The organism is Actinokineospora diospyrosa, from assembly GCF_024171925.1.
Classification (GTDB): Bacteria; Actinomycetota; Actinomycetes; order Mycobacteriales; family Pseudonocardiaceae; genus Actinokineospora; species Actinokineospora diospyrosa.
In genome coordinates this window covers 483,778-498,533 of record NZ_JAMTCO010000001.1, presented here as the reverse complement: position 1 = coordinate 498,533, position 14,756 = coordinate 483,778, and the positions used below count along the sequence as shown (strand labels likewise).

The following is a 14,756-nucleotide window of genomic DNA, read 5'->3' as shown; positions in this document are numbered from 1 at the left end:
ATCAAACCAGTGAGTTCCGGCCGGACATGAGGAGGACTCTGTGCGCAACGGCCTGCGGGTGGTCATCAGCGGTGGGGCCGGGTTCCTCGGCTCCCACCTGGCCACGCGGCTGCTCGACGACGGCCACGACGTCGTCTGCTTGGACAACTTCTCGACCGGTCGACCGGAGAACGTCGCACACCTGATGGGCCGCACCGGGTTTCGCCTGGTCGACGTCGACGTGACCAACGCCTGGCGGGTCGACGGCGCGGTGGACGCCGTGCTGCACTTCGCCTCGCCCGCGTCGCCGCCGGACTACCTGAGCAGGCCGATCGAGACCCTGCTGGTCAGCTCGGTCGGCACCATGCACATGCTCGACCTGGCCCGGGCGAAGGACGCCAGGATGATGCTGGCCTCCACCAGTGAGGTCTACGGCGATCCGGAGGTTCACCCACAGCCGGAGCAGTACTGGGGCAACGTCAACCCGATCGGCCCACGCAGCGTCTACGACGAGGGAAAACGATTCGGCGAAGCCGTCACAACGGCGTACCGCGTGACCCACGACCTGAACACGACGATCGTGCGGTTGTTCAACTCCTATGGCCCACGGATGCGCGTCGACGACGGGCGCATGGTCCCCACCTTCATCAAACAAGCGTTGCTGCGGCAGCCGCTGACAGTCGCCGGGGGCGGCACCCAGACCAGGTCGCTCTGCTATGTAGAGGACACCGTGGAGGGCATCGTGCGCTTGCTGCACTCCGGTCACAGCGGGCCGGTCAACATCGGCAGCGAGTACGAACTGAGCGTGCTGGAGATCGCGTACCGCATCTGCAGGCTCGCCGGATCGGACTCGCCGGTGCGCCACGTCCCGTTGCCGCAGAACGACCCGCGGCTGCGCAGGCCCGACATCACGCTCGCCAAGAACCTGCTCGATTGGCAACCCGAGATCTCGATCCAAGAAGGGCTCCGCCGAACGATCGCCTGGTTCAGGAACCGACTCAAGCAGACTGGTTGACCTCGGGCACGTGGTGCGGACGGCCCGAGTCCGGAGCGCGGCCACAGCGCCTGGCAGGCAGCCGTCGAATGAGATCAACCAACGGGAGGCTACTGGCGTATGCCGTCAAGTGTGTCCACATCGGAGATGAAGGCTGAACAGGAGGACTCGGAGTGAAGGCCATCACGAAGTCACCTACCTCAACGATTGAGGTGCGGCCGCACGATGCTGAAGAACTGTGGTCCGCGCTTGGTCGATTGATCGACGACAGAGACCTTGAGACGTGCACGCCGGACGAGTTCGTCGATCTGGCACTCGCGGCCACACCGCTCTTGCCCGCCGACCTGCGCCGCGGCGTCATCGAATACCGGCGCTACGCGCCGGAAGGGGACGTGATCCTCGTGCGCGGGCTCTTGCCCGATAGCGCGGAGTTCCCCGAGACGGCGAAGGCGCCGTACGCGCCGCCGCCGCCCGGGCAGGCGCAGCGGGCTTCCCTGCTGCTGGCGTCGGTGACGACCATGCTCGGCGAGCCGTTCAACTACGCGAGCCTCTACCACGGCCGTGTCGTGCAGAACATGGTGCCGGTGCGGAAGATGGAGTTCACCCAGACGAGCCAGAGCAGCACCGGCATGCTCGACTGGCACTGCGAGGACAGCTTCCGCGATGACCGCTGCGACTACGCGGGCCTGTTGTGCCTGCGGGGTGATCCCACCGCGGCGTCCAAGTACTCCCAGGCGAGGGACGTCGACCTCGCACCCGCCCACATCGCCGTTCTCCGCCAGCCGCGCTACCACGTGCGGCCGGACCCCGCGCACGTGCTGGCGGGTGAGGTGTCGATGCGCCGCCTCCCGATCTTGTCGGGGTCGGCGTCGTCACCGGAGATCGCCTACGACACGCACCACCTGGAGCCCCTGGACGAGGCCGACACCGAGGCGGCGGAGGCGTTGCGCGAGCTCGGCGCGGCGCTGGACGAGGCCGCCATCTCCCACGTGATGGCGCGGGGCGACCTGCTGATCTTCGACAACAAGCGGGTCGTGCACGCCCGCACGCCGTTCACCGCGCGCTACGACGGCACCGACCGCTGGCTGATGCGGACCATGATCTGCGGATCCGCGCTCACCTTCCGCCGCTGGGGCACGCGCATACCGGACTAACCCACCAGGACAGTCGAAGGACAGAGGAGGACGGAAACGTGACAGTGCGGCCCAGCACAAGGTCCGAAGTGGACATGAACGGCAATGGCGCGACATCACCGGAGTACCCGCTGAAGGCGGTGAACTCGTGGGACGAGTTCACCCCGCTGCGGGAGGTCATCGTCGGCGACGCCACCCGCGCGGGCGTCCCGGCGCAGACCGATCTCTCGGCCTGGCTCAACGACTACCCCGAGCTCTCGGCACCGGAACGGGAACAGGTCGGCGGGCAGTTCCCCGAGCGGGTGATCGAGGAGACGAACGAGGACCTGGCTGATCTCGTGACGACGCTGCGCGAGATGGGTGTGGTGGTCCACCAGCCGCCCGCCTCCGATCACGAGCAGGAGTTCGGCGGACCCGGCTGGCGCACCCGGGGACGTCATTCGTACTGCCCCCGGGACCTCGCCCTCGTCGTGGGTTCGACGATCATCGAGACGCCGAGCCCGTCGCGCGGCCGGTACTTCGAGCTGTCCAACCTGCGGGAGTTGTTCCAGGACTACCTGGTGCGCGGCGCGCACTGGCTGGGCGCCCCGCGGCCGCAACTGCGCGACGAGCTGTTCCGCACCGACGAGGCGGGTAACCCGACGCTGGGCGAGGCGGAGCCCGCGTTCGAGGCGGCCAACGTCCTGCGCCTGGGCCGTGACGTGTTCTACCAGGTCTCCCGCAGCGGCAACGAGATCGGTATGCGCTGGTTGCAGTCGACGTTGCGGCTGCTGGGCGACATCCGGGTGCACCCGCTGCGCGGCCTGTACCAGGGCACCCACATCGACAGCACGATCTGCTTCCTGCGGCCGGGTCTGGTGCTGCTTAACCCCTCGCGCGTGAAGCCGGACACCATCCCGGATGTGTTGCGCGGGTGGGACGTGCTGTGGTGCCCGCCGATCAACGAGCCAGTGGCGCCACTGCTCCCCCGTACGTTGAGCACGCCGTGGGTGGGGATGAACCTGTTGATGGTCAGCCAGGACCTGGCCATCGTCGATCGCAACCAGCCCGAGCTGATCCGGTTGCTGGAGTCCAAGGGCATCACGGTCGCTCCGCGCCGGTTGCGCCACTCGCGGGTGCTCGGTGGTGGATTCCACTGCGTCACATTGGACACAGTGCGCGCGGGTGGACCCGAACGCTATCTGGACTGATCAGAGAACGAAGGGATTTCAGTGACTGCAGGACGTAAGAACAGACGACCGTTGTTGAGCCTGGCGGACCTGACCGCGGAGGACATCACCGACCTCGGCGACATCGCGTTCCGTTACGGACAGGAACCGGAGGCTTTCGCGGACCGGTTGGCCCGGACGCGGGTGGGCCTGGTGTTCACCGCGCCGTCGACCAGGACCCGGATCTCGTTCTGGAGCGCGGCGCAGACCCTGGGGTGCGACGTGCTGAACCTCGGTCAGGCCGATCTGCAGCTCTCCACCGGTGAGACATGGGGCGACACCGGCGCCATGCTGGCGAACTACCTCGACGTCGTCGTCGCGCGCACCAACGGCCCGCAGCGCGACCTGGCTGAGTTGGCGGTGCACGTACCGGCCACGATCGATGCCCTGACCCACGAGGAGCACCCCACCCAAGCGATCGCGGACCTCTGCGCGCTGCGCGAACACTTCGGTGATGTCAAGGATCTGCGTTTGGCCTATCTGGGCGAGGTGAACAACACCGCACGGGCGCTGGCGCTGCTCGTCTGCAAGCTGCCGTTCCGCGGCCTCGACGTCTACAGCCCAGATGGTTCGGGCTTCTCCGCGAAGGAGGTCGAGTCGCTGAACGCCATTCGCGGCGGGGACGTCGTGCGCCAGTACAACGAGATACCGTCCACACCGGACCCGGTCGACGCCGTCTACACGACGCGGTGGCACTCGATGAGCGCCGCCCGCCAAGACCCGGACTGGCTGTCGCGTTTCGCGGACTTCGCTGTCACCAAGGACTTGGTGCGGCGCTTCAGCGGATCGACCGAGGCGGTGTTCATGCACGACCTCCCCGCGGTCCGGGGGCAGGAGGTGACTTCCGATGTCCTGGACGGCAACAGCGTGACCTCGCTCGTGCAGCGGCAGGCCTACCACAAGGCTTCCGCCGCCGCGGCGGCGCTGCTGTGGACAACGGGCGCGGTGCGCTGAACAAAGCCGAGCAGTCGCGATCCACGCGCGTCTGAGCCTGACGGTGCCGGTATCAGATCATGGGAAGGGTACATGTCGAACAACGATGACATCTTGGTGCTGACCACCCGGGAGAAGGACTGGTGGTGGAGCATGCAGGAGATCTTTCCGGCCATCGAGCGGGTCTGGACCGGCATCGCCCGGCGGGAGCGGGAGCGGGTCCGCGTGCTGTGCGCGCCCCTGCTGCCGGGGATCAGGCAGGACGTCGAGGCTCTCGCGGCACGGGTGAAGATGATCGTTCTGGCCACCGTGACGCCGGGGACCGTGGAGATCGCTCTGCACCTGCGGTCGCGGTTGGCGGTCGACGCGCCGATGATCGTTTACGTGCACGGCGACTCCACCGAGGGCTTTCACGCTTTCGGTGCGCTTCCGGACCTGCTGACCGAGCGGGACGTGTTCGTCGTGGCCTCCGGATCGGAAGCCGCCGCGACCCGCCTCTGCTTCCCGAACGCCCGGATCAGCGTTATTCCCTTTCCACTGGTGGACCAGTTCAAGGTGTCTGGCGCGGAGCGCGGCACGAAGTTCAAAACGGCGCGGTTGGCCTACGTCGGGCGCGTCGCGGAGCAGAAGAACCTGCACACCCTGCTGTTCGCCATGTGGATCCTGCGCACCGCCCACGACAGCGCTCCGCGGATCACGCTGGACGTGTTCGGCGGCGAGGCGAACCCCGGGAGTCCGATGATGGGCTTCGAATACCCGGACTACGGCGGCTACCTGCGAGAGCTCGCCGAATCGCTGGGCCTGGCGGACGCGGTGACGTGGCACGGGACCAAACCGCGCGACTGGCTCTTCTACAACGTGCACTCGGAGCCTTACATCTTCGTGCACCCGACCTTGCTCTCCGACGAGAACTTCGGCTCGTCCGTGCTGGCGTCCCTGGTCAACGGTCATCAGGTGGTGACGACGGAGTGGGGCGGTCCCCGCGGGTGGCAGGAGTGGTTCCCGCACCTGACACTGGTTCCCGTCCGCAGGTCGACCAGGGGACCGGTCGTCGACCCCGGCACACTGGCGAACGCCATCCTGACCGCGACGGACAGGATGGCGACCCTCGCCGTGGACGACGCCACCCTCGACAGGGCGCGCACAGAGTTCTCCGAGCGTGCCGCGGTGACCCGCGCGGCCGAACTGCTCGACAGCCCACTTGGAGATCCCGTACCGCTGCGGAAGTCGCCGGTTCTCCAGCACCTCGACAAGCAGAGGGTGCGGTTCGGCAGCGAGCGCAAGATTTACGCGGATTACGACGACCCCACCGCGCAACTCTTCTTCGAGGCATACGGGATGAAGAACCCACTCGCTTTCGAAGACGGGGCGTCCTACGTCCTCGCGCCGTGGGTGAGCTACTCGGATCAAGTCCTGCGCATCGACGACCCCCATCGCGGACAGCAGAGTTTCACCATCGACCCAGAAATCCCCGAGCCGGTGGATGTCACCCTGTGCCCATCCACGGACACGTGTACGCTGCCGAAGAGCTTGGTCGAGAAACTGGTGGCACAAGGGTACGCCTTTCACCTCCGTCGACCCGTTGTCATCAATGACCTCGGCTGATCGTGCACGGAATCACCGAGTTCACCTGGCGGGAGAATGGTCGATAAACGTCCGGATGGCGGCGAGGGGGACCGGGTGAAGGCCCCGAGCGCGACCCGCTCCCCGCTGAGCCCCCGAGCGCTGCTCCCGTTGGCCTCGCTCAGCGTGTTGGTCGGGCTGCCGACCGCGTTGACGATGCCGTTCACGGGGCTCTTCCTGGCCGACGGGGTCAAGGCCAGTCCGGCCGCGCTCGGTGCGTTCCTGTTCATCTCCCCCGCCGCCGGTCTGGTCGCGAGCACGCTGCTGGCACGGGTCTCCGACCGGCGCGCGGTGCGCCGGAACTTGCTCGTGATCGGGGCGGTGGCCGGTGCCACCGGATCCGCGCTTTTCGCGGTGGTCCGGTCGTACTGGGTGTTGCTGGCCGTGTCCGTGACCCTGCTGGCGGTGTCGTCGTCGTTGATCGCGCAGATGTTCGCCTACGCGCGTCAGTCGCTGGAGCGCACCGACTCGGCGCGGGCACCGCTGGTGATCAGCATCCTGCGGACGTTGATCTCGTTGACGTGGGTCGCCGGGCCACCCGTCGGCGCGTTGCTCGTGGCGAAGACCGGGTTCGGCGGGATGTTCCTCGCGGCAACGGCTTTCTACCTCGTGGTCGCGCTGCTGGCGGTCCGGTTGCCGGAACTGGGCAGCACGGGGTCAGCGCGGCCGGAGCAGCGGCGGGGCGGGCTCGGCGTCCAGTTCGCGTTCGCCGCGCCTGCTTTCGCTCTGCTGCAAGGCGGCTCGGCGCTGGGTGTGAACGCGATGCCGCTGTTCATCACGGACGTACTGGGTGGCACGGCTGGCGACGCGGGACTGGTGCTCGGCCTGTGCGCCGCGTTGGAGATCCCGCTGATGCTCGGTTTCGGAGTGCTGGCGGTCAAAGTGGACCAGCACCGGATCATCGTGCTCGGCGCCGTTGTGGCCCTTGCCTACCAGAGCGTCATGCTGGCCACGGACGCGGTGTGGCAGATCGCGGCCGCGCAGGTGCTCAGCGCGGTGGTGATCTCCTCGGTGATGGGAATCGGCATCTCCTACTTCCAAGCCATGGCACCGGATCGGCCGGGGTTCGCGACGACGCTGTACGTCAACACGATCACCATCGGCATCATGGTGGCCGGGCCGCTCCTCGGGCTCGCCCAGCAGCTCGGCTACCGCACGGCGTACCTGATGAGTCTGGTGATGTCCGCTCTCGGTGTGCTGTTGTTGCTCGTGAGCCGGGTTAAGCAGAATGGGGCAGGGAGTCGATGATCCTCACCGCCGCGATCGCCACCCGTCTCGGGGGCAAGCCCACCAATGCCGACGCCGCCGCCGTGCACCACCTGCCCGACGGCCGTTTCGGTGCAGCACTGGTCGACGGGATCGGTAGCGATCCGGTGGTGGTCGACACCGCCGTGCTGGCCGCGCAGGTCGCCGCCCGTGTCGGCAGCCACCGGCAGGCCCTGACCGGTCTGCTCGCCGCCGCCGATCTCTACCCCCACCCCGCGGGCCCACCCGACGCCGTCGGTGCGGTCGTCACGGTCGACCACGAGGGGCGGATCGACATCGCCCACGTCGGCGACGCCGCCGTGCACACCTGGCGCCCCGACACCGGGCTGACGCACTGGACCCCCGCCCACACCGTCGGTTCCCAGGCGTCCCACATGGGTTTGGCGCCCGGTCCAGTGCTCGATCAGCTCGACGACTACGTCCTGACCACCCTTGTCGGCGCCACAGCCACCACCGTCGCCACCGGACTGATCCCCGCCACCGACCCCACACCCCACCACGTGCTGCTCACCAGTGACGGCGTCCACAAGACACTGACCACCGCCGAGATCACCGAGAAAGTGCACCTCCTGGGTGCCGACCCGCAGGCGACAGCCAACCGCCTGGTCGACGATGCCATCCGCGTCGCGGGCCACCACGCCGACAACACCACCGCGATCGTGATCCGCATCGACTTCGGGAACACGACCGGCTGACCAATCGCGCGCACCCAGCGGTTATCGCGGGGATTCGATGAACGATCACACCACTGACGAGTTGTATGAGTGGTGACGAGAGATGCGTGTCGGTCGCGTGCGCATTTCGGTGTGTGGCCGATCCCGCGGACCGGGAGCCCAGTGGGCAACCGAGTACTCGGCAGGGCATTTGCGGGTATCGCCGCCGCGTGGTCAGATGGAGCGGTGGCCAACCATGATCAGGAAGCAATTGTCCGACCAACAACCCTGGCTTGGGTGAGCGAGCACTTGGGGGCAGGCGAACGGATCCTCCGGGCAGAGGTGTTGCACGGCGGCATCACGGCCGAAATGCGGCGGCTGACCATCGGCACACCGGACGGGGGCACTCGTCACCTCGTACTGCGGAGTTTCGTCGACCCGATCTACGTCGAGCAAGCCGAGGACGCGCTGACCAGGGAAGCCGACGCGCTGACGCTGCTCGCGGGCACGGATGTACTGGCTCCTGGGCTGGTTGCCGTCGATCCGACCGCTGTGCGGTGCGAGTATCCGTCGCTGCTGATGACACATGTGGCGGGGCGCTCGATCCTCGATGACGAAGGCGTGGAGTCGCGCGTTCCTCTGCTCGCTCGTCAACTCGTGTCGATCCACGCACTGCGGCCCGCCGAACAGCCGCGGGAATTCAAGACGTTGACGACTCCCGAGAGTGTTGTGGTACCGGAAGGTGCCGACGCTGTGGCGTGGGCCGCTGCGATCGATGTGATCCGCGAGCCCGCGCCGCCCTACGAGGGACGGTTCCTGCACCGAGACTTCCAACCTGGGAACGTCTTGTTCGACGTGCCGCCCGCACGCCCAGCGGACGCCCGGATCACCGCGGTCGTCGACTGGGCAGCGACCTCCTGGGGCCCCGCGGACCTCGATGTCGCGCACTGCTGCACCAATCTCGCGCTGCTGCACGGCCCGCACTGGGGTCTGCGGTTTGTCGAGGCGTACGAGGAAGCGGGTGGAGTGCTGGCCTCGGTAGCGAGCGAGCGACTGTACTGGCTGGTGCGCGACGGGTTGTCGTGCTCCGAGGAAGTGCACTTGTGGGCGCAGGCGTGGCAGGGAGCGGGACGGACGGACCTGACGACGCGAGACCTGGAGCAGCGGCTCGACACTTACGTAACCACCCTGATCAACACCCTGGCGTGAACCAGTCGTGATTGATCAGCGACGACCTCAGGCGTCGATCATCATCCCGACGTACAACCGCGCGCCGTTCCTCGAGCGCCAACTGCGCAGCCTGGCGGGCCAGCACCTGGACCGCGAAGAGTTCGAGGTCATCGTTGCCGATGACGGCTCAACCGATGAGACCCGGGATGTGGTCCGAAAGTTCACTCGGCTCCTCCGGATCAACTACGTTTACCAAGAGGACCGGGGATTCCGCGTCGCTCGCGCGAGAAACCTCGGAGCCCGCGCGGCAACATCGCCCCTGCTGATATTCCTCGACGCAGGTACGTTGACTGGACGTGACTTTGTCCAGAGTCATATTGACGCCCACGCTGATGACGACCGAAAGTTCGCAGTGGGTTTCACGCACGGCTACAACCCTTGGCAACCATATCGCCCGCTCGCGCATCTCCTTGAGGAGCTCGGCCCAGACGAGACGATGCGCCGATGTCTAGGGGATGCCGGCTTCCAAGACCTGCGTTATTCACGCTATGAACGCCTCAAGTTCGACTTGAGCGGTCTGGTCGCACCGTGGGTTGACTGCTGGTCGGGGAATCTCTCGGTCTCAACCACCGACTTCACATCAGCAGGTGGTTTTGACGAGAGTTTCGAGAGTTGGGGAGGCGAGGACCTGGAACTGGGTTACCGCCTCACCAAGGCGGGCCTCGCGATGCGGGTGGCCGCGGACGCTTGGTGCATCGAGATCCCCCACGATCGGGACCAGGCGGCGAACGACCTCGCAGGCAGGTCGAACTCGTGGAAGGTCTGGGACAGGCACCCCGCGCCCGAGACCGAGATCTTCGGCGCGATGTACGGCTCAGGCCGGATCGAGCCGTCTTTCGAGCACGAGTACGCCACCTTCCTGGCCTGGCGCGAAGCAGCCGCACCCATCGATGTGCGGCACGAGGTGCGAGCCGCGATCACCGCGACCCGCTCGGCTGCCGCCCGGGTCGCGGTGATCGGTTGCGGAGCGGTTCTGGAAGACATGCTTCCCCGCGACTCCGCGTACACCCTCATCGACTTCGATGCCGAGTTCATCGGCAACCTTCAAGGCCATTCACCATCACCGAGAGTGCATGCGCTGGGAATCCGCACCCCGCTCAGGACCGCTTCGCATGACCTCGTCATCGTCACCTCTCGATTGCGCGGCCTCTGGAAGAGGTGGGGACCGGACATCCTGCAGGAGGCCGAGCGCATCGGAACCCACACCCTGGTTTCAGACTCGCTGAAGCCGACTGACGCGCGATAGCCGCGAACCCGAGGCCTGCGAGGACGTTCGAAGTCGACCGCGGGCCGAGTAGGTCGCCTCTTGGACTGGCGCGGTGGTTGCATGTCGTGCCACCGAACGGGGCACGCGGGGCGGGTGCGCGGCGTCGTGGTTGGGGACACAGTCGAGTGCGGAGGGTGGCGGTGGAGGTCGTTACTCCGTTGGGGATCGTCGCACGCCGGGGGTGGTGGTGGGGCGGTGGGCGGGCGTCAAGATCACGGAGTGTGGGCGGCGGCGACCCGCAAACAGTCCATTTGGGTCTTTGGGGACCGGTTAACGTCGGTGACGCCGTGTGGCAACACAGACATGTCCGCGGCGGGAAGCACCTCGAAGACTGGAGAACACCATGTCCGCAGGTACTCGTATGTCGACAACCTCTCGGATCGCCCTCGCCGCCGTGGCCGGTGCCGCCGCCGCGCTCGTGCTGGGGACACCTGCCACTGCTACCCCCACCCCTACCGTCTACATCGCTACTTTCCCGACGCTGAGCCAGTGCACCGACGCGGGCAACCGCGCGGTGGCGGGTGGGGTTTTCGTCGACTACGACTGCCGCAACGGGGTTGCCGGGTACGACCTGCTCGGGGAGCCCAAGACCACCGGCACGTACACCGATGTCTACATCGCCACCTTCGGCACGAACACCGCCTGCGACAACGCGGGCGACAACGGCGACACCCCCTCCCCCATCGCGTGGGTCAGCCACACGTGCCGGTCCGGCTTCACCGGCTGGGATCTGCTTGTGAGCAAGTAGCACGGGCCTCGGCGCCGTAGTGCGGCCGAACTCGAGACATGTGTCCACATCAGACTAGACGAGTGGGCGCCCGCTGTGGGCTCGTAGCACCCCGGTCCGTGGACCCCGCCGACGTCGGCGGGGTCCACGGTCGGTCAGAACAGGTCCCAGCGCTTGCTGAAGGGACCGGTGCAGTTGTCCTGCATCAGGTCGACGTCCGGGCCGGGCACCCTCGCCACGAGGCACTGGCCACTGTGCAGCACACGCCACTGCAGCGTGATGATGTCGTAGGTCCACAGCTGGTTCCTGGTACCGGGGTAGCAGGTGTACTGCTCCACGGGGGCACCGGCGACGGTGGAGGCGCGCTTGACATCGGCGCACTTGCCGGAAGCCCGGTTGACCAGGTAGCCGTAACCGGGGAACGGGGTCCCGGGCTCGGAGACGTAGTCCCAGAGCTGGTTGAGACCACCGTTGCAGTTGTAGACCTGCACCGGCTTGTGGTTGGCGGTGCTGCCGCGGGGGATGTCCAGGCAGACCAGGCGGTTGTCGTGGTTGTAGATGCGGTAGGTGGCGGTGACCGGCCCGATGCCCGCCGCCGATTCGGTGGATGCGGTGGCCGACGCGGTCATCGCCGGGATCGGCGCGAGCACCAGTGCGACGATCGCGGCCACACGTTTGATGAACGAACTCATGGAACTCCTTCTCTTGGGAAACCCGGCCGTCGACCACGGGTCGAGACGTCCTGCCGGGATGTGGGGAATCGGTGGCGGATCAGGCCGCAGTGGCGACCGAACAGCGGTCCGACGGACAACGCCACCGTTCGTCTGCAAGAGATTCATCGAGGCGGGGGTTCGCGCGCACGGGTGCCGCGCCCCCAGTTTCCCGGCCGCCCCGGGCAGGCAAAGATGGGTACCGGTTACCCATGCGCGACCTGGTCTGCCCCAGCATGTTGTTCGGGTGACAGCAACCGTCCCGGGCCAGGGTTGGCAAGTAGCGCTCGGGGAATCCGTCGGCATCGACACCGGGCACGTCCGGATCGCGGTGCGCACCCTCGTCCTCGAGCTCGGCCGAGCTCGGGGCCGCAACGCGTTGCGCGGTGACACCCCGCAGGAGCGCTTCGCGTACTTCTGCCGCACACTCGACCGCGACGACCTGTTCGCGCGCTATCCGGTTCTGGCGCAGCTGCTGGTCCAAGCGGCGCAGCAGAGCACCGACAGCGGACGTGAGTTGGCCGACCGGTTCGCCGCTGACCGCGCGCTGATCACCGAGACGTTGTTCGACGGGGTCGATCCCGGTGACCCGGTGGCCATCGAGACCGGGCAGGGTGACGCCCATCGGGGCGGGCGCTCGGTGTCGGTCCTGCGGTTCGCCGATGGTCGGCGTTTGGTCTATCGACCGCGGCCCATCACCCTGCACGCGCACTTCAACGACCAGCTCGCCTGGTTGAGCGAACGCACGTCGATCACTCTGCGCTCACTGCGTTTACTGCCGCGCGACGGCTATGGGTGGCTGGAGTTCGTCGCGCCCACCCCTTGCGCCGATGTGGCCGCGGTGAACGCCTTCTACCGCAGGCTCGGCGCGCTGCTGGCGTTGGTATACGCCCTAGACGGCACTGACATGCACTGCGAGAACCTGATCGCGTGCGGCGATCAACCGGTGCTCGTGGACGTCGAAACCCTGTTCCACCCCACTTTGCCGATCACCGACGACCCGGCCAACCTCGCGCTGGCGCGTTCGGTGCAGCGCACGGCTTTGCTGCCACTGGTGATGCTCGGCGACAACGGAGCCGTCGACATCTCCGGTGTTGGTGGCGACGACGGTGCCCCACTTCCCGTGGACGTCGTCAGCTGGGTCGACGCCGGGACCGATCGGATGCGACTGGCTCGCGTCCCCGGCACAGCGGCGGGAAGGCACAACCGGCCGGTGTTCGACGGGAAGGCCGTTGAACCGACCGACCACGAAGTCGCCCTGCTAGCGGGGTTCGACCTCGCCTACGACGCGATCGCCTTGCACCGCGACGAATTGCTCGATCTCATCGGCGCGTGCACGGACGACGAGACCAGGGTCATCGCTCGACCGACCCGGCTGTACGCCACGCTGTTGGACGAGTCCACCCATCCTGAGGTGCTGCGCGATCCCGCCGACCGCGACCGCTTCTTCAGCACCCTAGACGATCTATCCCAGGACCACCCGCTGTTGCGCGCATTGGTGCGGCACGAGACGCGCGAACTGTGGGCCGGTGACATCCCGCTGTTCACCACCCGGCCGGGGTCCCGCGACCTGTGGACCAGCACGGGTGAGCGCCTGCCGGACCTGTTGCCGCACGACGGGCTCACCGCGGTGCGCACCAAGATCGCGGCGATGGGCGACATCGACCGGTGCGACCAGCGGTGGGTGATCCGCGCGGCCCTCGGCAGCAGATCGGGTCCGGTTCGCCACAGCGGCGACGAGAGGCGGCACTGCGCGAACACTGTCGTGCCGCCCGACCAGCAGAGGCTGCTCACCGCGGCGTGCGGCATCGGCGACATGATCCTCGCGCACGCCAGCGTGGGCCCCGATCGGACGAACTGGATGGGCCTCGAACTGGTCGACGACCGGTACTGGGCGGTCATGTCCCTCGGCGCGGGATTCTCCACTGGATACACCGGTGTCGCGCTGTTCTTGGCCCAATTGGGCGAACTGACCGGTGGTACCCGCTACCTCGATGCTGCCCACGCGGCACTGCGGCCGATCTCAGGTCTGCTCCGGTCTTTCGCCGCCGCGCCTGACCTGGTGCGCGCGGTGGGCCCCGGCGGCTTCCACGGTCTCGGTGGAATCGCTTACGCCCTGGCCAGAATGGCCTCGCTGCTGGACATGGACACGAACCTCGTCGACGGCACAGTGTCGCTTATGCCCGATTGTGCGGAGTTCGCCGTAGTCGACGGGATCGCGGGCGCCGCGGTCGCGATGCGCTCGGTGCACGCGGAGACCGGGTCGACCGAGGCCGCCCGATTGGCGGAGCGGTACACCGATCAGCTCAGCCGGATTCCCTTGTCCGAAGGCGGATTCGCCCGAGGGGTGGCGGGGGCCGATTGGGCGCTGGGGATACCCGCGCGCGGCGCAGTGGGCGTGGATATGGGCTGGTGCTCCGGGGTGGCCGGTATGGTGCTGGCGGGCGCGGACAGGCTTCCCGGGCCGGAACCGTTGCGGGACATGAGCTTGTGCCACGGCGAGCTGGGTGTGCTAGAAGCACTGGTACTTCTAGCCGAGCGTGGGCGTGACGACGCGCGATCGCTGTTGACCCGGCGGACGGGACTGCTGCTGGGCACACTGGACCAACGCGGTCCGCGGTGCGGCACACCCGGCGGGGTGCCCTCACCGGGACTGCTGACCGGACTCGCGGGGATCGGATACGGACTGCTGCGCCTGGGTTTTGGCGTTCCGTCCGTGCTGTCCCTCGCGCCATCGGCCGAACGGAGTCGGTGGAACCGAAGAAGAGGGGAAGATGGGTGGGAATGAACCGAGTACCGGATGACCGCGCGCTGAACGGGATCGACGACGCGGGCGACACCGAGAACCCGGTGGGTGAGCTGGGTCTACCGGCGTTGTCCCGGGTGACGGCGAGGATGTGCGCGCTGGCCGGGCTACCGGTCACCATCGCCACGACCTGGCTGCTCGGCAACGAAACCTCGGCCACGGTGTCGCAGACGATAGCCTGACCGGGTTTTCACCGCATCGATCGCCGACTAGGGTCGGCGATCATG

General features: G+C 67.4%; 13 protein-coding genes. 12 read left to right on the top strand and 1 reads right to left on the bottom strand.

Features of this window, described 5'->3' with window-relative positions; genetic code table 11:
- Positions 1-40 precede the first annotated feature (40 nt).
- The 10 genes from LV75_RS01935 (at position 41) to LV75_RS01890 (ending at position 11,034) form a co-directional block, all read left to right on the top strand.
- Positions 41-994, top strand: a complete 954-nt coding sequence (locus LV75_RS01935) for a UDP-glucuronic acid decarboxylase family protein (RefSeq protein WP_253884822.1) — start codon at positions 41-43, stop codon at positions 992-994.
- Positions 995-1,230: 236 nt separating this feature from the next.
- A complete protein-coding gene (locus LV75_RS01930; protein ID WP_253884820.1) occupies positions 1,231-2,127 on the top strand; it encodes a TauD/TfdA family dioxygenase in 897 nt (298 codons plus the stop codon).
- 74 nt (positions 2,128-2,201) lie between these two features.
- Positions 2,202-3,296, top strand: a complete 1,095-nt coding sequence (locus LV75_RS01925; RefSeq protein WP_253884819.1) for an inosamine-phosphate amidinotransferase 1 — start codon at positions 2,202-2,204, stop codon at positions 3,294-3,296.
- 21 nt (positions 3,297-3,317) lie between these two features.
- Positions 3,318-4,268 carry an ornithine carbamoyltransferase gene (locus LV75_RS01920; protein WP_253884817.1) on the top strand — a complete coding sequence of 317 codons (951 nt, stop codon included), beginning with the start codon at positions 3,318-3,320 and terminating at the stop codon, positions 4,266-4,268.
- Between the two features lie 72 nt (positions 4,269-4,340).
- A complete protein-coding gene (locus LV75_RS01915) occupies positions 4,341-5,852 on the top strand; it encodes a glycosyltransferase (RefSeq protein WP_253884816.1) in 1,512 nt (503 codons plus the stop codon).
- A 75-nt stretch (positions 5,853-5,927) separates the two neighbouring features.
- A complete protein-coding gene (locus LV75_RS01910) occupies positions 5,928-7,118 on the top strand; it encodes a sugar efflux transporter (protein ID WP_253884815.1) in 1,191 nt (396 codons plus the stop codon).
- Positions 7,115-7,831: a hypothetical protein gene (locus LV75_RS01905; protein ID WP_253884814.1), complete on the top strand. Its 717-nt coding sequence runs from the start codon at positions 7,115-7,117 to the stop codon at positions 7,829-7,831. Before LV75_RS01910 ends, LV75_RS01905 begins: the two co-directional genes overlap by 4 nt.
- Positions 7,832-8,086: 255 nt before the next feature.
- Positions 8,087-8,998, top strand: coding sequence for a phosphotransferase family protein (locus tag LV75_RS01900; RefSeq protein ID WP_253884813.1), 912 nt, complete (start codon positions 8,087-8,089; stop codon positions 8,996-8,998).
- Positions 8,999-9,005: 7 nt separating this feature from the next.
- Positions 9,006-10,265: a glycosyltransferase gene (locus tag LV75_RS01895; RefSeq protein WP_253884812.1), complete on the top strand. Its 1,260-nt coding sequence runs from the start codon at positions 9,006-9,008 to the stop codon at positions 10,263-10,265.
- A 382-nt stretch (positions 10,266-10,647) separates the two neighbouring features.
- Positions 10,648-11,034: a hypothetical protein gene (locus LV75_RS01890; protein ID WP_253884811.1), complete on the top strand. Its 387-nt coding sequence runs from the start codon at positions 10,648-10,650 to the stop codon at positions 11,032-11,034.
- A gap of 134 nt (positions 11,035-11,168) precedes the next feature.
- On the opposite strand, the gene LV75_RS01885 is transcribed toward LV75_RS01890, so the two are convergent.
- The gene (locus tag LV75_RS01885) at positions 11,169-11,705 is read right to left on the bottom strand and encodes an RICIN domain-containing protein (RefSeq protein ID WP_253884809.1); all 537 of its coding nucleotides are present in this window, start codon (positions 11,703-11,705) and stop codon (positions 11,169-11,171) included.
- 265 nt (positions 11,706-11,970) lie between these two features.
- Here LV75_RS01885 and LV75_RS01880 point away from each other — a divergent pair, with 265 nt between their 5' ends.
- Positions 11,971-14,511 (top strand): type 2 lanthipeptide synthetase LanM family protein, encoded by a 2,541-nt coding sequence (locus tag LV75_RS01880; protein ID WP_253884808.1) that lies wholly within the window; start codon positions 11,971-11,973, stop codon positions 14,509-14,511.
- Positions 14,508-14,711: a hypothetical protein gene (locus LV75_RS01875; RefSeq protein ID WP_253884807.1), complete on the top strand. Its 204-nt coding sequence runs from the start codon at positions 14,508-14,510 to the stop codon at positions 14,709-14,711. The genes LV75_RS01880 and LV75_RS01875 overlap by 4 nt, the downstream gene beginning before the upstream one ends.
- The last annotated feature ends 45 nt before the right edge of the window (positions 14,712-14,756 follow it).

Bases quoted from the DNA above. Each gene is read 5' to 3' on its own strand.
- LV75_RS01925 (WP_253884819.1), top strand. From the start codon at position 2,202: ATGAACGGCAATGGCGCGACATCACCGGAGTACCCGCTGAAGGCGGTG.
- LV75_RS01915 (WP_253884816.1), top strand. From the start codon at position 4,341: ATGTCGAACAACGATGACATCTTGGTGCTGACCACCCGGGAGAAGGAC.
- LV75_RS01905 (WP_253884814.1), top strand. From the start codon at position 7,115: ATGATCCTCACCGCCGCGATCGCCACCCGTCTCGGGGGCAAGCCCACC.
- LV75_RS01890 (WP_253884811.1), top strand. From the start codon at position 10,648: ATGTCGACAACCTCTCGGATCGCCCTCGCCGCCGTGGCCGGTGCCGCC.
- LV75_RS01885 (WP_253884809.1), bottom strand. From the start codon at position 11,705: ATGAGTTCGTTCATCAAACGTGTGGCCGCGATCGTCGCACTGGTGCTC.
- LV75_RS01875 (WP_253884807.1), top strand. From the start codon at position 14,508: ATGAACCGAGTACCGGATGACCGCGCGCTGAACGGGATCGACGACGCG.